This is a genomic window from Paenibacillus sp. NPDC058174 (assembly GCF_042883865.1).
Taxonomy (GTDB): domain Bacteria; phylum Bacillota; class Bacilli; order Paenibacillales; family Paenibacillaceae; genus Pristimantibacillus.
Map to the genome: position 1 here is coordinate 24330 of NZ_JBHVUY010000009.1, position 24393 is coordinate 48722.

Below are 24393 nucleotides of genomic sequence, written 5' to 3' on the forward strand. Positions count from 1 at the left end.
GAAGGGATTGAATGTTAAATGAGTTTGAACTTTAAAGATTATATCCGGGTAATTCTTGATTATCCGCAGCCTGGCATCCGCTTCAAGGACATTACGACGCTCTTGAAGGATGGCGCAGCTTACCGCGCTGCCATCGAGGAAATGCGCAAGCTCGTTGAGCATCTGCAGATTGACGTTATCGCCGGTCCTGAGGCACGCGGTTTCGTTGTAGGCGCACCGTTGGCACTGGCGCTTGGCGTGGGCTTCGTACCCATCCGCAAGCCTGGCAAGCTGCCGGGAGAGACCATTGAAGCTGGATATAATCTGGAGTACGGCAAGGATAGCCTCGCGATGCATAAGGACGCCATTCAGCCTGGCCAACGCGTGCTCATTGCTGATGACTTGCTTGCGACAGGAGGCACCATCGCAACGTCCATCGATCTGGTTCGCCAGCTGGGCGGAGAAATTGCCGGCGCAGCATTCCTGATTGAGCTTACTTACCTGACAGGCCGGGAGAAATTGGACGGCATTGAAGTGGCTTCGCTTATTAAGTACGACTAGAATATAGAGTACTATTTAATGTGAAGCGGATTGGTGAAAATAAGAGCGGCCAAGCGAGAGAGTTTATCCGCTTGGCCGCTCTTATTTATACTATTGGTTAAAAAACTTGATGCAAACTAGCTGGCTCTACACCACCGTAAGATCCTTGAAAATCTCCTTTAAGAATATAAGTACCTGAGCTTAGGTATCCTACCGGTATGTCAATAGTACTCGAGGTTGGAGTAATATTCACGGTAGTTGAAAATACTTTGGTAAGTTGACCATGTGGCGATTTGGAATATAACGACAGGACAACGGTATCATTAGTACCGCTCCATACAGCAGCATTTAATTTATACTGAGCTGGCTGATATACCGTCAATTCATGCGAAGTCGCTGTATAGGCGGCAAATGCATGAGTTGAGAAAGAGAAACAAGCAATTAATAGGATTAAAACGATTTTTTTCATAGAGATCACCTCCCTTCTTATTTTGAATTATCAATTAAGAAAAACTATGTAACGACATATTATACGCAATCCGTTTATTGATATACCATAAAAATGGGAATTAATCTGTTGGCGGAGAAACGAAAGTTTATAGTCCTTCACTGAGTCACTCCAAGGAGTGGCTTTTTTTGCTGCCTATAGTCTTTTTTATACTTTTAACTGGAAATTATTAAAACAATCGATAAATCGCAACTAATGTTAGGTATATGTGATTTAACAATGATTACGGAAGACTCATGTTAGCTGGAAACGGATTCATTTTTTCGCTTAATTTTTGCAAACGGATTCAATTTCATCTTTTCTTGCAAAAAAGTGATTTTACTATGCAATAATGTGATGAATAGTAACATTTCATTGAAAAGTATCATTTATCGTTGGTCAGGCAAATAGTATCGGCGAACATCCCCCCTTACAATTAGACATGTGAGGAGGGAATAAGATGGCAGAGATTACAGCAGTAACGGAGAGACAACAAGCGCTCAAAAAGAAGACCAAACTGGGCAGACTTATTAAACAGTGGGATTTGCAATTAATGGTAATCCCGGCGCTTCTGCTGATTCTTGTATTTAGTTATTTTCCGATGTATGGCGTACTTATGGCTTTCCAGGACTACAACATTTTCAAGGGGTTTTTAAACAGTCCGTGGGCAGGATTCAAGCATTTCGAAATGTTCTTCCATGCTCCCGAGTTTTACAAGGTGATGCGCAATACGATCATCATCAGCTTCCTGAAGCTGGTCATCGGGTTCCCGGCGCCGATTATACTCGCGCTTATGCTTAACGAAGTGAAAAATATGTACTTCAAACGAATTGTTCAAACCGTCAGCTATTTGCCGCATTTCCTGTCTTGGGTTATCGTCTCGGGTTTTGCAATCTCGATATTGTCGACGGAAAACGGCAGTTTGAATATGTTGCTTCAGTCAGTCAAGCTCATCGATGAGCCGATCAGTTTCCTGGCTATACCGGAATACTTCTGGACTATTATCGTTACGACTGGGGTTTGGAAGGAAATCGGATTTGGTTCTATCGTCTACTTGGCAGCGATTGCAGGTATTGATCCCAGCATGTATGAAGCGGCTTCCATTGATGGAGCAAGCCGGTTCAAGCAGATTTTTCTCATTACAATTCCGACGATTATGCCTGTCGTCATCATCTTTATGATTCTCGCAATCGGCAATCTGCTGAGTGCAGGCTTTGAGGACCTCTTGCTCCTCGGTGTCAATCCGGTGTTAAGGCCGGTGGCGGACGTGCTTGATACGTACGTATACCGAACGGGTATAAGCGGTCAGCGCTTCTCCTACGCCACAGCGGTTGGCTTGTTCAAGGCGATAATCAGCGTAGGCTTGCTTACTTTTGCCAACTTGCTAGCTCGCAGAACCGGCAACAGCTTATGGTAGGTCCTACTCGCAGCAACAGCATGAGATTGGTGAAGGAGGCACGGCAGCCGTGAAAATAAAAGCAAGCTTCGGCGACCGAAGTTTAACCGTATTCGTATATGCAGCACTGGCAGTTATTGCTTTTACAACTTTTTATCCGTTTTGGAACGCCGCGGTTATTTCATTGAACAAAGGGATGGATACGGCACTTGGGGGAATTACATTCTGGCCTCGTGCATTTACTTTCGAAAACTATGAAGTCGTGTTCCAGGATAAACGCATACTGGATGCTTTCTTCATATCAGTCATGCGAACTGTGATCGGAACGATCGCTTCCATTCTGATGACCGCGATATTCGCTTACGGCATGACAAAGCGCGAGCTGATGGGACGCAAGTTTTATATGATTGCTTGCATTATCACGATGTATTTCAGCGGTGGTCTCATTCCGACATTCCTGGTCATTCGCGGCCTGCACCTGATGGATTCATTCCTTGTATTCATCATCCCTGGCTTGATCAGCGTCTGGAACATGATTATATTCCGTACGTTCTTCAATGGGCTTCCAGCCGGTCTCGAAGAATCGGCTAAAATCGACGGCTGCGGATATTGGTCGACGTTTTTCCGGATTGTGCTTCCGCTGTCGGGTCCAGTCATTGCGACACTCGCCCTGTTCACTGCGGTGGGTCACTGGAATGACTGGTTCTACCCAAGCATTTATATTACCAACGAAAAGCTTATCCCGATTCAGACGAAGCTTCAGCAGATTCTGAATTCCAATATTATGAGCGAGCAGATGTCGCAGCTCGACTCCGCTTCACAAAGCAGGCTTTCCTCGATGAAGAGCATTACAAGCAAATCGCTGTCGATGGCGACGATGATGGTCGCAACACTGCCAATCATCATGGTATACCCATTCGTGCAGAAGTACTTTGTAAAAGGCGTTCTGGTCGGATCTTTGAAAGAGTAGCTTGCTTTATCTTCAACGTGAGACGGATGGTTAAACCTCATGGTCGACAAATTCGTCTCCGCTGAACATAATTAAATGAAGAGAGGGGTTTACAGAATGAACAGATGGAGAAAATCGGTATTTCTAGTATTGGCCTTGATGCTCGTAGCAGTTGCGGCGCTTGCAGGCTGCAGCAGTTCAAATGATGGCAAAGGAAACAATGGGAATAATGATTCAAGCCCGTCCCCTAGCGCGACAACGGATAGCGGCGGTGAGACGGCTGCTGCAGGTTTTGAGCTTGGCAGCGAGCCGCTTAACTTCTCATTCTATGGACATTATGACTGGTACACCATGCCACCTTGGGGCGGCGACGAAGCGACAAAATGGATTAAAGAAAATAAAAAAGTTGACATTACGGCCATTCAATCCGGCGGCAATGCAGCTCAAAAGCTGAACACCATGATTGCTTCCGGCAAATTGCCTGACGTCATCTGGCTGGACCGCGGCGCTGATGTAGAACGTTTGCGCGCAGCAGACATGCTCGTTCCTTTCGACGACTATTTGGATAAATATCCGAACTTTAAGAAGTGGGTAGGTGACGAAGCGATCAACATGCTTCGCTCCAGCGACGGCAAAATTTATCAGTTCCCGAACTGGTACACGTCGCAGCCAATCGGCAACTCCGGTTACCTGGTGAATAAAAAAATCTATGAATCGCTTGGCTCGCCAACCATTGAGACAACCGACGATTTCTACAACTACTTAAAGCAAGTGAAAGAAAAGTACCCGCACGTAACGCCGTTTAACCCGGATTTGGCGATTGACGGCCAAGGCCTGGACGTATTGTTCGGCGGCTTCGCGAATGATTACACGCCAGCTTACGTGGCAAACCGCGCTGTACCGCAAGGCGACAAGCTGACTTCGCTGTTCGTCGATCCGGTCTTCCGCGAGTCGATGCAATATGCAAGCAAGCTGTTCCGCGAGAAGCTGATGTCTCAGGACGCATTGACACAAACGAAAGACCAAGTGAAAGAGCAAGCTTATAACGGCACAGCTGCTGTATTTGCAGGCGCCAGCCCGACTGAGTACGGTGCAGTAGGCGATGCTGAGCTGAAGAAAAAAGATCCTAACGACGGCTACATCATGATCTGGCCGGTTCACAAGCCAGGCGTAGACAAAAACAAAGTATGGACGGGTACGTATACACAACTGGGCTGGAACGTAAGCGTCATTACGAAATCCGCTAAAGACCCTGAGAAAATTTTCGCATTCCTCGACTACCTGACTGGCCCTGAAGGCACGCGCACACTGTTCTGGGGACCTGAAGGCACGTACTGGAACGGACATGACGAAGATGGAGCTCCGATCTTTACAGAAGCTTATGATACGGACGTAGAAGGCCGTACAAAAATGATGGATGCGACCGTTAACTTCCAATGGAACGGCAACAGCGTATTTATCGATAAGTCGAAAATGAAGCATGAGCTCACGCTTCCAGTTGAGAAACAAAGCTGGGAAGCTCGTTGGCAAAACGAGATTACTTGGAAAACGCAGGATAATGCAACACAATTTATTAACATGGCGCCGGCTCCGGATTCACCGGAAGGCATCATTGCAGCAAGCTTCGAGGAGATCTATAAAGAAGCTAGAGCCAAAGCGCTTTATGCAAAAAGCGACGAGGAAGTGCTCTCGATCCTCGATAAAGCGGAGAAAGACGCGCAAGCGGTTGGCTACGACAAGCTGCTTGCATACAAAACAACTAAATGGCAAGAAAACCTGAAAAGCATGCAAGGTAATTAACATCGGGCATTATCTCGGGTTATAATAGGTAAAAACGGTCGCCGTCCTTCGCAGGGACGGCGATGCCGTTTTGAGCCAGTCCCTTCATTTCTATTCTTTTTCAAACGGAGATGATCCCATGTATAAAGTATTGATTGCGGATGATGAGGTGCTAGATCTCGAAGGCATGCGCACATTTATTCCATGGACCGAGCTGGGGCTGGAAGTGGTCGCAGCAGTTCATAACGGTTTTGCCGCTTATGATGTATTAATGGAGAAAGAGATTGATATTCTCGTATCGGATATCCATATGCCCAGCATGTCTGGACTGGAGCTCGCCCGCAAAGCGCTCGATTCGGGCAGATGCAATGATTTGCGGATTGTTTTTGTAAGCGGTTATCAGGATTTTCACTATGTGAAGCAGGCGCTGTCACTGAAGGCTTACAGCTACGTGCTCAAGCCGATGGACGATAACGAGCTTATTAAGGCGCTTGCCGCGATTACGAACGATTTGAATAAGGAACGGGAGCGTCAAGCGAAGGAGCAGCAGCTCAGAGATACTTATATGCAAGCCATTCAGCATCAGAAGAAAGAAACCGCTGCCATTGTACCTCCGCTATCCCATTCAGGCGGCGAACTAAAGAAGAATACGAAGCTCATTCATGAGATGATCCAATATATGAAGCAGCATATGAATCAAAGCTTGACGCTCAAGGAGGTCGCAGACCACTTCTGCTTTTCGCCCAATTATTTGGGATTGATGTTTAAGGAAGAGACGGGCAAAACCTTTAGCGAATATGTCATTTGTCTGCGGATGGAGAAAGCTGGCGAGCTGCTGAAAGATCCTAAGGTGAAAATCTATGAGGTTGCCGATCTCGTCGGTTACCGGTACATGCCTTACTTCAGCAGACAGTTCAAAGAGACGTTCGGCATGACGCCGATCGAATTCAGGAGAAAAATTTGACGATGGCAGGGGTCCCTTTGCATAAGCAAGAACGCAGCTTCATTCCTTTTGGAGTGAAGCTTCTCGTATCCTACGTGCTGCTGATCATCATCCCGATATTTATATTCGGCTATATCGCCAATTCCATTATGGTGGATTCGATTCGTACGCAGACGAAAACGGCGATTAAAGGCACGCTGCAGCAAATTCAGGACAACATGATGTATAAGATCGACGACACGACCAGACTGTCGGATCTACTGTATTTCGATTCCAAGCTGTCCAAGCAGCTTATGCATTATGAGGAGGGATGGGTCAGCTATGAGGCGACGACCAACCTGCTTATGCCTAAGTTCTGGCAGACGATAGAATCGACCAACCGGAATGTATGGCTGACGATCTATTTCAGCAATGAAACGCTCCCTGAAATCTATTATGACACCTCCAATATCGATCCGTTGAAAATAAAGGGCCGATTTTTTGATGTGATGCATTTGAAGCGCATCGAGAATAAGGAATGGTATGCCAATTTTCCGAAGGAAAAGTTCGGAGAGACGATGGAGTGGAAGCAGGTCGAGGATGATGCCAAATACGGACGGATCTCATTGCTGCGGCGCATTGTCGATACGACGGACCCGACTAAGCTAAAGGAAATCGGCTTCGTACGAATCAGCACTTACCTGGATGATATCTTTCAAAGCGTTGACTATCATAAAATCGGCGGAGACAGCACGCTCGTCATTACGAATGAAAACGGCCATCTGCTATATTCGTCGGGGAGCGCTGTTCAGTCAGAGGAACAATTCCGCAACGAGGCGAGCAGCGGAAGCCATTTGACAATCGATCAGACATTACCGGGTTTGGGGTGGAAATTGACGGCGTTAATCCCGTCTTCCGTATTTGAGGAGGACAGGAAGAAGGTCGACAGGCTGACGATCGTCATTTGCCTGTTATGCGGTATCCTTATTACGTTTGTCGCCACCTTTGTGTCCCGCACGTTTTCCCGTCGTGTCCTGAAGGTGGTATCGGTGCTTCAATCTTTCCGTCAGGGCGATTTCCATAGACGCATTCAATATAGCGGCAATGATGAGTTTACGACGATTGCTGCTTCACTTAACGAGCTGGGGAAAAAGACGCAAAGCTTGATCGAAGAAGTATATGTAACGAATCTGAAGAAAAAAGAAGCGGAGCTTGAAGTGCTGCAGGCGCAGATCAATCCGCATTTTCTATACAATACGCTCTCTTCAATCAGCCGTCTTGCCAAATTCGGCGAGGTGGACAAGCAGCATCAGATGGTGATGAACCTGGCCAAGTTTTACAGGCTGACGCTGAACGAAGGACAGACGATCATTCCTATCGCCAAGGAAATCGAGCAAGTGAAAGCTTATATGGACATTCAGCAGATCAAATATGCGGAGCGGGTGGAGGTCATCTATGAGATCGATCCTTCGATCCTTCCTTATTCGGCCGTTAAGCTCATTCTGCAGCCCTTTATTGAGAATGCTCTGGAGCATGCGTGGCGGGGTGACCGGATTCAAATCCGGATTGCCGGAGGCTGGCAGGACGAGGCGATTTGCTTCCAGATTATCGATAATGGCAGCGGCATGCCGCAGTCGACAATAGACGCCATATTTAGCGAGACGGCAGCCGCTGAGCGGAATGGCTACGGCATTCGCAACGTACATGAACGCATTCAGCTGTACTATGGCAAAGAGTATGGTGTCGCAATCGATAGTGAGCCGGGAGAATGGACCTGTGTTCAAGTGTTGATCCCAGCCCAGATTCACCCGATCGCCAATTCGGAAAGTTAACGATTTTCGGGCGATTACCATGACTCCATAGTTGACGCAACGCCGCTCTTACAGGATAATATTAAGAAAACTCGGAAAATGCGGAATCGGAGTCGAACCGAAGGCTTTTCAGAAAGGGAATTTTCATGGGCATTGAGCAGTTACTCGAAAAGGCATCGGCCTATATGAAGGAACAAGACTTATTACGCATAAGGGAAGCCTATGAGTTTGCGGAGCAAGCCCATCATGGACAAGTGCGCAAATCTGGGGAGCCTTATATATTGCACCCGGTTGCGGTAGCCGATATATTGGTCGATATGCAGATGGACGTGCTGTCGATCATAACAGCGCTGCTGCATGACGTCGTTGAGGATACGACTGTGGATTTGGAGACAGTGCGGTCGAAATTTGGCGAAACCTGCGCAATGCTTGTCGACGGCTTGACAAAGCTGGAGAAGATTCGTTTTCGTTCGAAGGAAGAACAGCAGAATGAGAATTACCGCAAAATGTTCGTGGCGATGGCCCAAGATATTCGCGTCATTCTTATTAAGCTGGCCGACCGGCTCCATAATATGCGTACGCTCAAATTCCAGTCAGAGGAAGCGCAGCGGCGAATTGCTTACGAAACGCTTGAAATCTTTTGTCCAATTGCACACCGGCTCGGTATTTCCGCGATCAAATGGGAGATGGAGGACATTGCCCTCCGCTATTTGAATCCGCAGCAGTATTACCGCATTGCTAATTTAATGAAGAAAAAACGGGCGGAACGGATGCAGTTCATATCCGACGTTATTTTCCGTATTAAAGAAAAGCTTGAGGAAATGGGCATCGAAGGAGATATTTCCGGACGCCCTAAACATATATACAGCATTTATAAAAAAATGACGGCGAAAAACAAGCAGTTTAATGAAATCTATGACCTGATGGCAATCCGCATCATCGTCGAGAACATTAAAGACTGCTATGCTACCTTAGGCATTATTCATACGCTATGGAAGCCGATGCCCGGCCGCTTCAAAGACTATATCGCGATGCCGAAGGCGAATATGTACCAGTCCTTGCATACGACCGTAATCGGCCCTAACGGGGAGCCGACGGAAGTGCAAATCCGGACTGTTGATATGCACCGCACCTCGGAGTACGGCATTGCGGCCCACTGGGCATATAAGGAAGGCTCGCTTGTTCCTGGAGGCAATTTCGAGGATAAAATGTCCTGGTTCCGCGAAATTCTGGAGCTGCAGAACGAAACTCGCGATGCGGCGGAATTTATGGAATCGCTCAAAATGGACTTTTTCTCCGACCTGGTATTCGTCTTTACGCCAAACGGCGAAGTCATCGAGCTGCCGGCCGGATCTGTACCGCTTGATTTTGCTTACCGGATTCATACTGAGGTCGGCAACCGGACAATTGGCGCGAAGGTGAATGGCAGGATTGTGCCGCTGGACCATAAGCTGAAAACCGGTGACATCGTTGAAATTTTGACCTCTAAGCATTCTTACGGACCTAGCCAAGACTGGGTTAAAATCGCTCAATCCTCCCATGCAAGGAGTAAGATCCGCCAATGGTTCAAGAAGGAGAAGCGCGAGGAGAACGTCGCCAAAGGCCGCGACATGCTGGAGCGCGAGCTCAAGCGGCTGGGGCTGGAGCCTCATGTCTGGCTAGCGGATGATAAGCTGCAGGAAGCGGCAGCGAAGTTTGCGTTCAATGACATCGAGGATATGATGAGCGCGATCGGCTTCGGCGGCATTACCGCCGCACAGATCTGTACGAAGCTGACGGAGAAGCTGCGCAAGGAAGCCGAGAAGAGCAATGAGCTAATCATTGAGAAGGAATCGAAGGCAAGCAGCCGTAAAAACCGTCCGACGCATGGCGTTACGGTAAAAGGGATCGACAATTTGCTCGTTCGTTTTGCACGCTGCTGCAATCCGGTGCCGGGTGATGAGATCGTTGGCTATATTACGCGCGGACGCGGTGTATCCGTACACCGGATGGACTGCCAGAACATTCCGTTCGGCACGGATGGTGAAGAAGCGGAACGCGTCATTGAAGTGGAATGGGAAGCTTCAATCGAATCCAATTACAGCGTCGATATTGAAATTGCCGGGCATGACCGCGACGGCTTGCTGAATGAAGTGCTGCAGGCGGTATCGGAGAGCAAGACGAATATATCGGCTGTGACCGGACGTTCGGTTAAAAATAAAATGGTTATGATTCATATGACGGTGCTTATCCGCAACATCGACCACTTGTCTTCCGTTGTCGAGAAGATCAAGCGGGTGCAGGATATTTATTCGGTGCAGCGGATTATGAACAGCTAATCGGAGGTCTAGAGCGGTGAAAGTAGTCATACAGCGGAGCAAGCGCGCCGAAGTGACCGTTGACGGGGGAGTGACCGGAGCAATCGAGTTTGGCCTCGTATTGCTCGTTGGCATCACACACGAGGATACAGAAGCTGATGTGCGCTGGATGGCGGACAAAGTAGCAGGCTTGCGTATCTTTGAAGATGACAACGGCAAGATGAACCATTCCGTTGTTGATATTGGCGGTCAGATCCTATCGGTCTCGCAGTTTACGCTATACGGCGACAGCCGCAAGGGGCGGCGTCCCAACTTCATGGCCGCTGCTAGGCCGGAGCAGGCGGAGCCGCTATACGAGCGTTTTAACGAGGCGCTGCAGGCAGCGGGACTTACGGTGGCGACTGGCGTGTTCGGCGCGATGATGGACGTATCGCTCGTCAACTGGGGGCCAGTGACGCTTATTGTGGACAGCAAGGCTTAAGAGCTTGAAAAGGGCATACGGATGATCAACTGATCTTTGTTATGCAGCAAGCACTGTGAGCCGTGTGTCTATTCAGGTATTATGCAGCATTTTAAATTACTCTTTACTCTGATCGAGATTCGAGTTAAACCGATTTAAAGCTCCGGCTTTGAATCAATTAAGACTAGGCTAGTTGAAAGCTGGTTAGAGTGATACGGACTATACTGCCGGGGTTTAGCTTGAATGCAAGCGCCGGAAGCGGGCAACACTAGGGACAGCGGCAGCGCGTCCCTTTTTTGTCTGGCTGGATTTAGTTCCAAGAGATCAATCCTTACGATGAACTGATTTCACTCATTGTAAAGTAGCTGTTGAGTGTTCGTTTCGAGCTCCACCATCTACGAAGGAATGGAACAGCCAACTCTAAAGGGGCGAGCTTGCCAAACATCAGGCGAAGGAGTCCCGAGCAAATGCATCAATCCCGCAAGGAGCAAGGCATGGAGCGGACGGCGCGCAGATTAATCCATGCCGACCGCAGAGAGGCTCTGATCTGGTCGCAGCTCGAAGGCGACATCGAAGCAGCTGAGGAGTGGGCAGTCACCCCAAAGGGGACGAAACACGATCAGCCAAATAATAAAAAATAGTATGTACGTAAAGGCGTCTCCTTAAAGGGAGCGCCTTTTTTTTGTTGCTGATGGGGAAGTGTGTACCTGGTTTGACCGCTGACTTGAATCCGAGTGATGAGTAACGCGAGATGACATCAGAATTCGGGAGTCCAGGAGGCGCGAACGGTATGAAAAGGGAGGCCCTTCCTTGCCGAGTGGCTGGAAGGGGATCAAAATGCAAAAGTGCATGTTGATCGGTCATTTTTTGGCCGAAATAGCGATCAAAATGTAAAAGTGCAGGTGAAACGGCCTAAACAGGGCGTGTTTGCTGATTTTAGCCTTATCAAACTGTATATTTGCATTTTGATGGCGATTCTGGCCGAATAAGCGGGTTGCAAAATGCACTTTTGCATTTTGATCTTTTAGGATCCGGTCTGAAGAAGAAGTGGTGAATGAAAGTGTAGAGTTGGGGAATTGTTCAGATTCGTGAAGGGAATAAGAGTAGAAGAAAGATGAAATCCATAGATAAATATGGATATTATATAGATAGTAATACTATAATTGATGGAGTATATTTTTGTAAGTTGACATGCGAGGAGGAAAGCACATTGTGACAAGAAAAATAGCATTACCTTTAACAATAGGTGGTATTGTAATTGCTGTCTTCTTAATTTGTTTCCTATACATTGCTAGAGGGTATGAAGTTAATTTAGAAGGATTGAAGTATCAGCTAGGACAAGCTCATGTTCAAGTTTCGGAGTCGGCGTTGATTAAGATTGAGGGCAAAGTGAAGAAAAGTATTACCGGTCAAAAAACCTTCATTGGAACGATAGAAATAGCTGGTGATGATAATCCTGTGCCTGAAAAATATAGAAAATTAGAAATCAAATTGCAGAGTGATGACTCGGGCATAATTATATATAACTATAATGATAATGGCATACCCGTCATGTATAGTTACGGAACACTTTACACCAATTCAGATTTCAGTGAAGTCACTATCGCTATCTTTGATCGTAAGGAGCAATCCTCCTCAGGCATTTGGACAGCGGAAGACGGATTGATGTTCAGCGCCCCAGCAAGCAGCAGGGAAGAAGCTCTGGCAATCTCCAACAGACGGATGAGCCGGGTCTTACAAGGTACATCGCTGGAGTAGCTAGTAACGATTTAAATGTAGGCGGAGTGGTTTCGAGTTCATGATGACTTTTCGATGATTGAATTCCCGATCGAGTTAACGATCGATGGCAATCAAGAACGGCAGCATGAACCGAAACTACGGAGCCCGAACGGCAGCATGAACCAAATCCACGAACTTCCGCAACCGCTTTCTATTTTGTAATAATGCTGTAATCATTTTATAATGGTTCCTTAATATCGTTAACCTATAATAGAACTCGACCCCCTTTTTAAAAATATAAATTTCTTGGACCTACAACTCGTTTGTAGGTTTTTTTCTTTTTTACGGACTCTAATCACCATAACAATAATAAAGGCAGCATCAAAGACCAGCTTACCGGTCTTTTGCTGCTGCCTTTCATTTCATACGAACAAAGATACAAGCCAAGGTGCTGCACACAGCGTAACGAAAGCTGTCAGCAGCATAGCGATACCCGCCACTGATCCCGTAACCGGGCCGTACTCGAATGCTTTACTGACTCCTGCAGAGTGAGCGCTCGTTCCGAAAAGGACACCTCGTGCAATCGGATTGCGAATCCGGCACAAGCGAACGACCAGAGGGCCGACGATCATGCCGAGCAGACCGGTAATAAGCGTGGCGACAGCGGTGATGGTCGGTAATCCGCCAAGCATATCGGAAACGGCAAGCGCAATCGGTGTGGTGGCCGAGCGAGGAGCGAGCGTCTCCATCATTTGGGCGTTCAGCCCAAGCAGCCGAGCCAGCCCGGCGGATGTAACAATAGCTGCGATAGCGCCTGAGCTGACGCTAACGGCAATGAGCAGCGCATTTTTTTTCAGCACATCAAGATGCTTATAGAGAAGGACGGCGAGGGCAACCGTAGCCGGCTCAATCATGTCGGTTAATACACCTGCGCCGTTATTGTATTGCTTGAAAGGAACGCCTAACAGCTCGATAGCAATTATGATAATGGCTGGCGTAACCAAAAGCGGAGTCAGCCACAGCTTTGGATACATGCGGTAGAGCCGTTTTGCACCCGCATATACGGCAATCGTAGCCAGCAGCCATAGTGCAGCCTCCATCATCCCGCAACGCCTCCTTCACTTTGTCCGCGTGCTCCGCCGCCAATAGATCCTGGATCAGCAGCTTCATTAGGCGCAATTCGCTGTGCAATCGTGCCTGCGAAAATCATGACAGCGACGGTGCTGCCGATAATGGCGAGCAGGATAAGCGGACCGCTGGAGACGATTAAGCTTTTATAATTGACGATTCCTACAGTAGATGGAATAAAGAACAGCAGCATTTCAGCCAGCAGCCAGGCGGCTCCGGCTTCGACCCATTCGATGCGCAATAGCTTTGTTTTCAGCAGAGTGAATAATACTGCGATACCAGCAACACTGCCCGGAATGGGCAAATGAAGCAGATGAACGGCTAGAGCTGAAAGCTTGGAAATCACGATGAGCAGCAGAACCTGCCCAATCGTGCGTAGTGCTTTTTTGTACATGTGGTTCAGCTCCTCTTCTTGTTGCTTTCTTAGTGTACTGCAAGCCTTATTATAGGTAAAATGAATATACAGAATGATTTACATTCCATTTTGCTATGATATATAAAGGAGAGCTGCACATGGATATCCGGCATTTGCAGTACATTAACGAAATCGTCAAGCAGCGCAGCTTTACGAAAGCGGCAGAATCGCTGCATATCGCTCAGCCGACAATCAGCAAATCGATCCGCAATTTGGAGAATGAGCTGCACTTTGAGTTGTTCAACCGGGATAGCAAAACGGTGAAGCTGACGGATGCCGGGGAAGTGGTGTACCGCTATGCGCAGCCGATTTTGCAGCTATTCGACAGCTTGACGGCGGAAGTTAACGATCTGTCGTTCTTGCAGAAAGGTACGATTTCAATCGGATTGCCGCCGATGGCAGGTTCGCGGTTTTTTCCTTCGGTGCTCAAGCGTTTTCAAGCGCGTTATCCCGGCATTTCCGTACAGATGGTGGAGTACGGTGCAGTCCGGATCGAAGACAGTGTAAGCAGCGGCGCTCTTGATGTCGGCGTCGTGCTGACCCCCGTAGATAAGGAGCAGTTTGAATCAATCCCGCTCGTTAGAGAGAAACTAAATGTCATCATGCCGACGTCTCATCCCTTCTCAGGCAGACAGTCAATTGCGTTATCCGAGCTTTCGACCGAGCGGTTTATCCTGTTCAGCAATGAATTTACCCTTCATGACCGGGTTATCGATCATTGCCGTGATGCAGGCTTCACCCCCCATATCGTCTATGAAAGCTCGCAATGGGATTTCATTACGGAGATGGTGGCGTCCGATCTTGGCATTGCCATGCTGCCGGAGACGATCTGCCGGACGCTGGATGCTACGCAAATCAGCTCTGTTCCGTTGACCGAGCCGGTTATTCCTTGGGAGCTGGTCATGGTATGGAAGCGGGAAGGGTATTTATCACGGGCAGCAAAAGCCTGGATTGCTTTTGTAGAGGAAATGTTTGCTTGACTTTTCGGCTGTATACAGGTAATATTAACCCTTAATATCATAAAAATGATTTGTTGATGGAACCAAGTAATCCCGTGCACGTACCCAGAGATGGATGCCTAGGCTGCAAGCATCCTTATGGTGGCTGGATGAAGAGACCTTCCGGAGAACGATCGGCGAACGAGAACGGCTTTGTTGTACAGAGCCAGCATTAAATAGCCGGTATGCGTGTAACGGGCGTTAACCGTTTATGAGCGGGCTTGTCGTACAAGACGGTCCGGAATTTGGGTGGCACCACGGGAGTTCAGACTCTCGTCCCTGGCGATGAATAGTCGTCAGCGACGAGGGTCTTTTTTGCGTTCCAGATCAAGGCAACAAGGAACGATCAGGGGTCAGGAGGGAAGAAGCATGGCATTTCAGAAATTGCCGGGCACACAGGATATTTTGCCTGGAGCGTCGGAGCGTTGGCAGTATGTAGAGCAGAAAGCTCGGGACATATGCCGGCGGTACAACTTCCGCGAGATTAGAACGCCGATGTTCGAATCGACGGAGCTGTTTCAGCGGGGAGTAGGCGAGACGACCGATATCGTCGAGAAAGAAATGTATACATTCACCGATCGCGGAGACCGGAGCGTGACGCTTCGTCCCGAGGGAACAGCTGGCGTTGTCAGATCCTATGTCGAGAACAAGCTGTTTGGCGAGCCAGACGTATCGAAGCTGTATTACATCGGTCCGATGTTCCGCTACGAGCGCCAGCAAGCCGGCCGCTATCGCCAGTTCCACCAGTTTGGCGTCGAGGCGCTGGGCTCGGTCGACCCGGCTATTGATGCCGAGGTGATTGCACTAGGCTACACCTTCTATACAGAGGTTGGCCTGAAGGGAGTACGCGTGGAGATCAACTCCGTCGGTACGCCTAGCGTTCGCGCCGATTTCCGCGAAAAGCTGCTGGCTTTCCTGGAGCCTAAGCGCGAGGTGCTGTGCAAGGACTGCCAGTCGCGTATGGACCGCAATCCGCTGCGCGTATTGGACTGCAAGAATGATCAGCATCACTTCGAGGGAGCGCCTTCGATTCTGGACAGCTTGGACGAGGAGTGCAGCACGCATTTCAACAAGCTCCAGCAATACCTTTCCGATATGGGCATCCCTTATACAATTAATCCCCGTCTAGTACGCGGGCTTGATTACTACACCCATACCGCTTTCGAGTATAAGTCGGAAGGCATTGGCGCTATCGATACAATTGGCGGCGGCGGCCGCTATAATGGCTTGGTAGCTGAAATCGGCGGTCCGGATCAGCCGGGCATCGGTCTTGGTCTTGGCCTCGAGAGAACGATCATGCTGCTCAACAAGCAAGCTGAGCAAGCAAACGAGCCTCAAGTGGATGTCTATCTGGTCGGTCTTGGCGAGGCGGCGGAGCGTGAGACAGCTAGAATCGTCTATCAGCTTCGTCAGGACGGCATACGTGCGGAGCGGGATTATTTGGGCCGGAAAATGAAGGCGCAAATGAAATCCGCCGACCGTCTGCAGGCTCGCTACACCGCTATTCTTGGCGATGACGAGCTATCGCGCGGAGAGATTGCACTGAAAGACATGGCGAGCGGCGAACAGCGTTTTGTAGCGCTGGGTCAGCTCTCCGCCCAGTTGAAGCAGTAACAGCAAGCAGTAAGAAACAACAATAGTTCCAATACATCCGATTGAAAAGGGAGAATGAAAACCATGATGCTCAAAACTCATCATTGCGGTACTTTAACGAAAGCCGATATCGGCCAATCCGTAACCCTGAACGGCTGGGTTCAACGTCGTCGCGACCTTGGCGGCGTATTGTTCATTGACTTGCGCGATCGTACAGGCATTGTTCAAATCGTATTCAACCCGGACTTCTCCGGCGACGCGCTGGCAATTGCTGACCGTGCCCGCAACGAGTTCGTGCTTGCAGTAACAGGCACAGTCGTAGAGCGTGACGCAGAGACGGTGAACAAAAACCTCGCGACAGGCGAGATTGAAATCCGTGTAACAGAAATTGAAGTGATGAACAGCGCGAAGACGCCTCCATTCCCGATTGAAGACGGCGTTGAAGTCGACGAGTCGCTTCGTCTGAAATATCGTTACCTTGATCTGCGTCGTCCGGAAATGCACAAAACGCTGCTGCTTCGTTCGAAAGCATCGAAAATTTTCCGTGACTTCCTCGACGGCGAAGGCTTTATCGACGTAGAAACACCGATTCTGACGAAAAGCTCGCCAGAAGGCGCGCGCGATTACTTGGTGCCTAGCCGTGTGCATGAAGGCGAATTTTTCGCCCTGCCGCAATCGCCGCAAATTTTCAAACAGCTGCTCATGGTCGGCGGTATCGAGCGCTATTACCAAATCGCACGCTGCTTCCGCGATGAGGATCTTCGTGCAGACCGTCAACCGGAATTTACGCAAGTCGACATCGAGACTTCCTTCCTGTCGCAAGACCAATTGCTGGGCATGATGGAGCAGCTCGCAGCACGCTTGTTCCGTGAGACAATTGGCGTAGAACTGGAGCTTCCGTTCCAGCGCATTACGTATGAGGATGCCATCAACAAATACGGCTCTGACAAACCGGATCTCCGCTTCGGTATGGAAATAGAAGATATTACGGATATCGTTGCAACGAGCGACGTAAAAGTATTTGCAAGCGTTGCGGCAAGCGGCGGTGTCGTGAAGGCGTTCAACGCAAAAGGCTGCGGCCATTGGAGCCGCAAAGAGCTTGACGATCTGCAGCCGTTCGCTGCCCGTTACGGCGGCAAAGGCCTGGCGTGGATCACGATTAAAGAAGGCGAGTGGAAAGGTCCAATCGTTAAATTCCTCAAGCCGGAAGAAATCGCAGCTCTTACAGAGCGCCTGCAAGTAGAGGAAGGCGACTTGCTGACGTTCTCCGCCGACAAGAAAAAAGTTGTAGCCGACGTGCTTGGCAACCTGCGTCTGAAAGTGGGCCGCGAGCTTGGCTTGATCGACGATTCGAAATTCAAATTCGCATGGGTTGTTGACTTCCCGCTGCTTGGCTGGGACGAGGATCAGAAGCGTTATGTAGCCGAACACCATCCGTTCACACGTCCGAAGGACGAAGACGTGCACCTGTTCGATACCGATCCGGGCAAAATCCGCGCACAAGCGTACGATATCGTGCTTAACGGCTACGAAGTAGGCGGCGGCTCGATGCGGATCTACAAACGCGACGTTCAGGAAAAAATGTTCAAAGCGCTGGGCTTCACGATGGAAGAAGCACATGAAAGCTTCGGCTACCTGCTGGACGCATTCGAATACGGCACGCCTCCGCACGGCGGTATTGCCTTCGGTCTAGACCGTCTCGTGATGCTGCTTACAGGCAGAACGAACCTGCGTGAGACGATCGCTTTCCCGAAAACGGCAAGCGCAACCGACCTGTTGATGGACGCTCCATCCACTGTTGAGCTGTCGCAGCTGGAGCAGCTTCATATCCGCACGGTTCTGAAACCGAAGCCTGAAGCGGCTAAACCGCAGGAATAAGGCGAAGGAGGCGGCCACGATATGCTGCATCAATTTTCGCGTACTGAGCTTGCAATAGGCCCGGAAGGGCTGGAGCTGATGAAAGGGAGTACGGTTGCCGTGCTCGGCATCGGCGGTGTAGGCTCGATCGCTGCCGAAGCGCTCGCCCGTACGGGTGTAGGGCGCGTCATCCTGATCGACAAAGATGTTGTTGATATTACGAACGTTAACCGTCAGATTCATGCGCTGACGACCACGGTAGGCCAGCCGAAGGCTGACCTGATGCGCGACCGGATTAAGCTGATTAATCCGGATTGCGATGCCGTATCGCTACGGATGTTCTATACGGAGGAGACGTACGAGCAATTGTTTGCTTATGAGCTTGATTACGTCGTGGATGCATCCGATACGATCTCGTACAAGGTGCACCTCATTAAGGAATGTCTGGAACGCGGCATTCCGATCATTTCGAGTATGGGTGCGGCGAACAAAATGGACCCGACGAGGTTCCGCGTAGCCGACATCTCCAAAACCCATACCGATCCCATCGCCCGTGTCGTTCGCACGAAGCTGCGCAAGGACGGCATTAAGAGAGGCGTGAAGGTCGTATTCTCGGACGAGCTTCCGAAAAAGCCGCGTGAGGATGTGACGCAGCGGATCGTACCGGAGAATGCTCCGGAAATTCGCAAGGCGAAGCAGCCTCCAGCCAGCAACGCATTTGTACCGCCGGTAGCCGGACTCATTATGGTCAGCGTCGTCGTACAGGATATGCTAAGCAAGGCAGGCATCGAGGTTTAATGCAAGAGAAAAGGGCGGTCGCAGAAGGGAATTCCCTCCTGCGACCGCCCTTTTGTGATGCGTCATGCAGCTAGCTTTAGCTTTGCTTCGTGTTTGTGTTTTTCCGCTCAACCAGCTGAGTGAGCTCGGAGATGAGCGCATCCAGTTTGCCGTAGCCGTCAACAAGATGATTGATCTTGGAATCCTGGTTTTCCATGCTGGCGCAAACTTCTTCTACGGAAGCCATATTTTGCTCCGTCGTCGCCGCCATTGACGTCATTTCGTCGGCAATCGATGAGTATTGCTCATGCAGCTGGCGGGAAGAAATGCCAACCGTGTCGGACTGCTGCTTCACTTGCTCCGTATTGCCGTTGATGCTCTGAATGATTTTCTCGACCTGCTGTGCTGCGTTATAGCTTACATCGGCAGCATGGTCACCTAGATTGACTTGCTCGCTGACGGCGCTGATTTGCGTATGAATGGCGCCCAGAATATCGTTGATCTCATTGGCAGCCAGACTGGCATTGTCGGCCAGCTTGCGGACTTCACCGGCTACGACGGCAAAGCCGCGCCCTTGCTCGCCGGCACGCGCTGCTTCAATGGCAGCATTGAGCGACAGCAAATTCGTCTGCTCCGAAATTTCGCTAATAGAACCAACGATGGAGCTGACGCGCTCGTTCTGTTCAGTCAGCTGCTTCATCATTTCTACCGTTTGCGAGATGATCGAACGAACACGTTCCACTTCCGTAGACAGCGTATGAACGAGCGTATTGCCATCCTCAGTCAGTGCAGCGGTGTCCGCCGAATATTGCTGTAGGCGGGTTGCGCCTTCCAGCAGCTGCGTTACTGCGCCTTCAATCGTTTGTGCAGAGCTGCTGACGTTAAGCACCATGCCAGTCTGCTTCTCGATGGAAGCGGACATTTCTGTGAACGTCGTTGTAACCTCGCGTGAAATTTGTCCGGTGGATTGCGCCGTATTTTTCTGCTCGTTGCTGAATTCTCCCAGAACGAGAATCGACGATTTCATTTTCTCAACCAGTTGTTCAGCCATTTCCTTGGAAGCAAGCGCATCGCTTCGCTCTACCAGTACTTCCTCTTGCAGCTTCTGGCTGAACTTGGCCGATGAAGCGAGCGCAATCGTGATGAAGATAATGTACAAATATAAGTAGATCAGCGAATCATTAGGAAATAAGACATCCTTGTATTTCGGGGTCATAAACAAATAAGTGCTAAGACCCATGCTAAGCAGCCCGGAGAACACAATAGGCTTATAATCGGCGTACAGCGTCATGAGGGCAATGCCTACAAAAGTAAGGAAATAGGTGCTTATAATCGGATTCGGGTCAGATACGATAAGAAGCGTCGTAATCGCCATCAAAATAACGGGTACGTAATACATGATGTAAGAAACTAAAATTCTTTTGTAAGTCATGAAGGTAGCGATGCCGATACTGACTGTGCCTACTATCACGAGCAGCAAGATCATATCGGTGCCAAGTCCCGCGCCAATATCGGCAACGATCCCAAGCGCCAGCAAGCCCCATAATATTTTTATGAACAAACGATTTCTTTTGTCTAGCACAGTCAGTTCTTTCTTCATCGTCATCTACCTTCTCTTCCCGACTATTAAATTTTTATACCCGATCGGATCGTATGGCTGTCCGGATAGGCAAGCCACTCATAGTGCTCTTTGTTGCTATACATGCGCTCCATATCGAAAATAACCGGAATAACGTAATCGCCTTTATAAAAGGTCTTTTCTCCCGCTTTCTCCATCGGCACGTGGAATGTAATGCGCAGCGCACGGTAAAATACCGGCTCCAGCAAAGATATAAAGTATCGGAATTGATGCGTCTCTGCGCTAAAAACGGCGGAAGAGAGCAGGTCCGTTATCGGATGGCCCCTGTATTGCTTAATGACTGCGATTTTATCTATTTCGGCTACTCGTGCAGGATCAGCTGCAATTTTCGGATGGCTATGGAAAGGCGCAACAGAATCAATTATGCTAACACCAGGTGTATAGGCTTTAATCTCGGAGGTGCCCACGTAATGGCCTTCAGGCGAGATCGCGACGTATCTCTCCAGCGCTTGCTCAGCATACTCCAGCTCAAAGCCCTTTTCTTTCCATACGGTGGTCCAAATACTGTTGAACATCGTTAGTTCCCAATCAGTCTCGACTTTCTTGAACAATCGACAGCACTCCTCTTATCCTCTCTCTCTTTACAGATTAGTTATCTAGTCTCTACCTGTTCCCTCTCAACATGGCAAGTCGATCGTACGATATTGCATAAAAGAATAATTTACCACTAATTTATATCGGTATATTTAGTAAAAAAGTTTACATCAAAAACCTACGTTTTACCTAGGAATTGTGAAGATATAGTGAAACAAAAGGCCTATTTTCAGGAAAATCGACAATCTGGCGAACACCTGTACGATATGCTATGATCGTAGTAACGGATGAAGAAAGTAGTGAATGCGCATGGACTTATTTAGCTATCAGGAAGCAGAGACGCCGCGTGCGAGGCTGCTGGCGGACCGGCTGCGGCCGGAGACGCTTGAAGAATATATTGGGCAAGAACATATAATAGGACCGGATAAACTGCTAAGAAGGGCTATAGAGGGCGACCAAGTGTCGTCTATTTTGCTCTACGGTCCGCCGGGCTGTGGCAAGACGACGCTGGCGAACATTATTTCCAAGCGTACGGCCGGTGATTTCGTCAAGCTGAATGCAGTCGACGCTTCCGTGAAGGACGTTCGTGAGGTTATCGACCGGGCACGGAGCAACAAGATGCTATACGGGAAAAAAACAATTCTATTCCTCGACGAGGTGCACCGCTTCAATACGTCGCGGCAGGATGCGCTGCTTCCTGCGGTTGAGCAGGGCATCATTATTTTTATAGGAGCGACAACAGAAAATCCGTTCCATCATGTGAACGGAGCGTTGCTGTCTCGCTCTACGCTGTTTCAACTGCAGCCGCTTGATGAGCGGCATGCGCTGGAGGCGATGAAGCGGGCGCTGGATGATAAGGACCGCGGGCTTGGCTTTATGAATTTGAAGGTTGAGGAGGATGCGCTGGCGCATCTCGCGGCGATGGCGGGGGGCGATATCCGGCGTGCGCTTAATGCGCTGGAGCTAGCTGCTGTAACGACGCCGTCGGAGCCGGACGGGTCCGTCCATATTACGATCGAAGTGGCGCAGGAATCAATTCGCAACAAGGCGCTGCGGGCAGATCCTTCCACGCAATACGATGTGCTCTCGGCGTTTCACAAAAGCGTAAGAGGCTCCAGCGATGCTGCGCTGTTCTGGTTTCTCTATGCGGTAGAAAAGCTCGGCATGGACCCGATGACGTTCATCCGCAGGCTGATTGTCGCTTGCAGTGAGGATATCGGATTGGCTAATCCGCAAGCAATGATCCAGGCGGTGACCGCGATGGACGCCTACCACAAGATCGGCTGGCCCGAGGCGAAATACAATGTCACGCAAGCCATTTTATTCGCCGTGGAAAGTCCAAAGTCGAATGCCGTTGCAATGGCGATCGCCAAGGCGACAGCGACGATTGAGGGGATGGGCAGCGCCGAAGTGCCGCTCCATCTGCGGGATACCCATTACAAGGGCGCGCAGCAGCTTGGGCATGAAGGCTATAAATATCCGCATGACTACCCGGGGCATTATGTAGAGCAGCAGTATTTGCCTGATGTGTTGAGGAATATGAGTTTTTACAAAGCGTCGGAGCAGGGGATGGAGCAGAAGATCGCGCATAACCAGCAGCTGCGGGGCAAAGGGAAGAAATAAAGGGACTGACTTAAGAAGGTCTCTCTTTTAGAGAATATCATTAATATTATATTTCTCAACTACTAATTGGGATATTTATTGTTTTATGTAGTACTGATCTTTTTCTTTAATTAAAAACAGCACCAAGGAAGTGGTTTCCTTGGTGCTGTTTTTAGTCGTATTCAATTTGTAAATTATTAAAGTAATCTAGCATCTCATCTGCCAATTTTTCAGCTTTATCCTGAAATTGAGCAGATATTTTCTGATTTGTAGCTAATAAAGAGGTAGATTTATTTAGTTCGACTTCTATGTTTTTAGTGAGAGTTAAAATGTGTTCTTCAGTAAAATTTGGTAAAGGGGTACCGGTTGAATTTTGTTTAGTGGCAACATTGAGCAATGACCAACGATGGTTAATGTCGTCTAATGAGCTTTGTAAATCGGCTAAGTAATTATTAATTCTCCATTCTATATCTTTAAATTGATAGGTATCATCACCAATTGCATATTTATCATCACCAATATCATACCTAATGTCTTGAACAATATAATATTGGTCATTGTTGAAGGGTTTAACTTTGGAAGCAGCGATGAGTTTTTGCTTATTTAAATTCATTTGTTTCCAATGTGTCTCGAAAGATGTATTAACATTGGTAAATTGTTCTTCAAAATTCTCACGGTTTTTAAGTTGTTCTAGTAATGTTTGGATAACATTTTCAAGAGATTGATTTGCTTGTATAACTGCTTTTTGTTCGTTTTCTTTCTTTCTCTTGTTCGCTGCTTCTTGTTCCTCGATAGCTTTAAGTTCTGCTTGCTGTCTATTTGTGTTTTTAATTTTTTCAGATAAAGACTGTATTAATGAGTTATACTCTTGAACGCTACTTTCTTTAAAAGAGAATTCATTTAGTAGTCCATCGTTATCGGGAAAGTAAAGAATTAACTCATTTTTTCTTATAGCCCCAGTAATAGTAATGGTTGAATTAAAGAAACCATTAGTGAAGTTTAGACTAATAGACTTCTTGCTTATAACACCTGTGAATGGATATGAATTAGTTTCAATAGCTATTTCGTTTCCTGATTTTTTTGTACTCGCATACTGCATACTCCCATTTAATAGGTTTTCTTGATTTGTCCAATTAATAAATATCTGTTCAGATTGATTTGAATTAATGTATAGAAACCCTTTCAAGGAGTTATCATCTGGAGTGGGAGAAGCTGGTGGTGAGGATTCTACTCGGGTTAAAGAGGGAGTGCTTGCATTACTTAAAGTTGACTGCAAGTTCTTTTCTTTTGATTGGCAGCTAATTAATAAACTAAAGGCGAATGCCAAAAAAAGGGCTATAGCTAGCTTTCTCATCAAACTCTCCTTTGTTTTCTTATAAGTTAATTTATTAATAGTTACATACGATCTTATCGGCTTATCATCCTATACTGATCTGTTTTGGCTAGAATAATGAGATACCGCTTGTTTGATCTATAATTTATAAAAATCGTTACTGATAATTCTACCATGT

At 48.3% G+C, this 24393-nt stretch carries 21 protein-coding genes; 15 read left to right on the forward strand and 6 right to left on the reverse strand.

Annotated features, from left to right (window positions below; genetic code table 11):
* The first annotated feature begins 24 nt into the window (after window positions 1-24).
* Window positions 25-540, forward strand: a complete 516-nt coding sequence (locus tag ACFVVF_RS26200) for an adenine phosphoribosyltransferase (protein WP_387815948.1) — start codon at window positions 25-27, stop codon at window positions 538-540.
* A gap of 97 nt (window positions 541-637) precedes the next feature.
* Here ACFVVF_RS26200 and ACFVVF_RS26205 read toward each other — a convergent pair whose 3' ends face one another.
* Window positions 638-988, reverse strand: a complete 351-nt coding sequence (locus ACFVVF_RS26205; protein WP_387815790.1) for a hypothetical protein — start codon at window positions 986-988, stop codon at window positions 638-640.
* 571 nt (window positions 989-1559) lie between these two features.
* Between ACFVVF_RS26205 and ACFVVF_RS26210 the strand changes: the two genes are divergently transcribed.
* The 9 genes from ACFVVF_RS26210 (at window position 1560) to ACFVVF_RS26250 (ending at window position 12378) form a co-directional block, all read left to right on the forward strand.
* Window positions 1560-2423: an ABC transporter permease gene (locus tag ACFVVF_RS26210; RefSeq protein WP_387815950.1), complete on the forward strand. Its 864-nt coding sequence runs from the start codon at window positions 1560-1562 to the stop codon at window positions 2421-2423.
* A gap of 55 nt (window positions 2424-2478) precedes the next feature.
* Entirely contained in the window at window positions 2479-3372 is an 894-nt protein-coding gene (locus ACFVVF_RS26215) for a carbohydrate ABC transporter permease (protein ID WP_387815953.1), read from the forward strand.
* 96 nt (window positions 3373-3468) lie between these two features.
* Complete coding sequence (locus ACFVVF_RS26220; protein WP_387815792.1) at window positions 3469-5151, forward strand: extracellular solute-binding protein; 1683 nt, start codon at window positions 3469-3471, stop codon at window positions 5149-5151.
* Window positions 5152-5269: 118 nt separating this feature from the next.
* Window positions 5270-6094: a response regulator transcription factor gene (locus tag ACFVVF_RS26225; RefSeq protein ID WP_387815794.1), complete on the forward strand. Its 825-nt coding sequence runs from the start codon at window positions 5270-5272 to the stop codon at window positions 6092-6094.
* A gap of 2 nt (window positions 6095-6096) precedes the next feature.
* Window positions 6097-7884, forward strand: a complete 1788-nt coding sequence (locus tag ACFVVF_RS26230) for a cache domain-containing sensor histidine kinase (protein ID WP_387815797.1) — start codon at window positions 6097-6099, stop codon at window positions 7882-7884.
* Window positions 7885-8009: 125 nt separating this feature from the next.
* Window positions 8010-10181, forward strand: a complete 2172-nt coding sequence (locus tag ACFVVF_RS26235) for a RelA/SpoT family protein (protein WP_188892034.1) — start codon at window positions 8010-8012, stop codon at window positions 10179-10181.
* A gap of 16 nt (window positions 10182-10197) precedes the next feature.
* Window positions 10198-10641, forward strand: coding sequence for a D-aminoacyl-tRNA deacylase (gene dtd / locus ACFVVF_RS26240; protein WP_387815799.1), 444 nt, complete (start codon window positions 10198-10200; stop codon window positions 10639-10641).
* Between the two features lie 446 nt (window positions 10642-11087).
* Window positions 11088-11261, forward strand: a complete 174-nt coding sequence (locus tag ACFVVF_RS26245; protein WP_387815801.1) for a hypothetical protein — start codon at window positions 11088-11090, stop codon at window positions 11259-11261.
* 571 nt (window positions 11262-11832) lie between these two features.
* The gene (locus ACFVVF_RS26250; RefSeq protein WP_387815803.1) at window positions 11833-12378 is read left to right on the forward strand and encodes a hypothetical protein; all 546 of its coding nucleotides are present in this window, start codon (window positions 11833-11835) and stop codon (window positions 12376-12378) included.
* A gap of 383 nt (window positions 12379-12761) precedes the next feature.
* Here ACFVVF_RS26250 and ACFVVF_RS26255 read toward each other — a convergent pair whose 3' ends face one another.
* Together ACFVVF_RS26255 and ACFVVF_RS26260 are read right to left on the reverse strand one after the other, a co-directional pair.
* The gene (locus ACFVVF_RS26255) at window positions 12762-13442 is read right to left on the reverse strand and encodes an LrgB family protein (RefSeq protein WP_387815805.1); all 681 of its coding nucleotides are present in this window, start codon (window positions 13440-13442) and stop codon (window positions 12762-12764) included.
* Complete coding sequence (locus ACFVVF_RS26260; RefSeq protein WP_387815807.1) at window positions 13439-13861, reverse strand: CidA/LrgA family holin-like protein; 423 nt, start codon at window positions 13859-13861, stop codon at window positions 13439-13441. Before ACFVVF_RS26260 ends, ACFVVF_RS26255 begins: the two co-directional genes overlap by 4 nt.
* A gap of 119 nt (window positions 13862-13980) precedes the next feature.
* On the opposite strand from ACFVVF_RS26260, the gene ACFVVF_RS26265 reads away from it, so the two are divergent.
* The 4 genes from ACFVVF_RS26265 (at window position 13981) to ACFVVF_RS26280 (ending at window position 19128) form a co-directional block, all read left to right on the forward strand.
* Window positions 13981-14862 carry a LysR family transcriptional regulator gene (locus ACFVVF_RS26265; RefSeq protein ID WP_387815809.1) on the forward strand — a complete coding sequence of 294 codons (882 nt, stop codon included), beginning with the start codon at window positions 13981-13983 and terminating at the stop codon, window positions 14860-14862.
* Window positions 14863-15249: 387 nt separating this feature from the next.
* Complete coding sequence (hisS, locus tag ACFVVF_RS26270; RefSeq protein WP_387815811.1) at window positions 15250-16494, forward strand: histidine--tRNA ligase; 1245 nt, start codon at window positions 15250-15252, stop codon at window positions 16492-16494.
* Between the two features lie 63 nt (window positions 16495-16557).
* Window positions 16558-18351, forward strand: coding sequence for an aspartate--tRNA ligase (gene aspS, locus ACFVVF_RS26275; RefSeq protein WP_387815813.1), 1794 nt, complete (start codon window positions 16558-16560; stop codon window positions 18349-18351).
* A 21-nt stretch (window positions 18352-18372) separates the two neighbouring features.
* Window positions 18373-19128 carry a tRNA threonylcarbamoyladenosine dehydratase gene (locus ACFVVF_RS26280; RefSeq protein ID WP_387815814.1) on the forward strand — a complete coding sequence of 252 codons (756 nt, stop codon included), beginning with the start codon at window positions 18373-18375 and terminating at the stop codon, window positions 19126-19128.
* A 76-nt stretch (window positions 19129-19204) separates the two neighbouring features.
* Here the strand turns inward: ACFVVF_RS26280 and ACFVVF_RS26285 are convergent, their stop codons facing one another.
* Window positions 19205-20713, reverse strand: coding sequence for a methyl-accepting chemotaxis protein (locus ACFVVF_RS26285; RefSeq protein ID WP_387815816.1), 1509 nt, complete (start codon window positions 20711-20713; stop codon window positions 19205-19207).
* Between the two features lie 20 nt (window positions 20714-20733).
* On the reverse strand, window positions 20734-21297 hold the full coding sequence (locus tag ACFVVF_RS26290) for a hypothetical protein (protein ID WP_387815818.1): 564 nt from the start codon (window positions 21295-21297) through the stop codon (window positions 20734-20736).
* Window positions 21298-21589: 292 nt separating this feature from the next.
* On the opposite strand from ACFVVF_RS26290, the gene ACFVVF_RS26295 reads away from it, so the two are divergent.
* A complete protein-coding gene (locus tag ACFVVF_RS26295) occupies window positions 21590-22903 on the forward strand; it encodes a replication-associated recombination protein A (RefSeq protein WP_387815819.1) in 1314 nt (437 codons plus the stop codon).
* A gap of 151 nt (window positions 22904-23054) precedes the next feature.
* On the opposite strand, the gene ACFVVF_RS26300 is transcribed toward ACFVVF_RS26295, so the two are convergent.
* Window positions 23055-24236 carry a hypothetical protein gene (locus ACFVVF_RS26300; protein WP_387815821.1) on the reverse strand — a complete coding sequence of 394 codons (1182 nt, stop codon included), beginning with the start codon at window positions 24234-24236 and terminating at the stop codon, window positions 23055-23057.
* Window positions 24237-24393 lie beyond the last annotated feature (157 nt).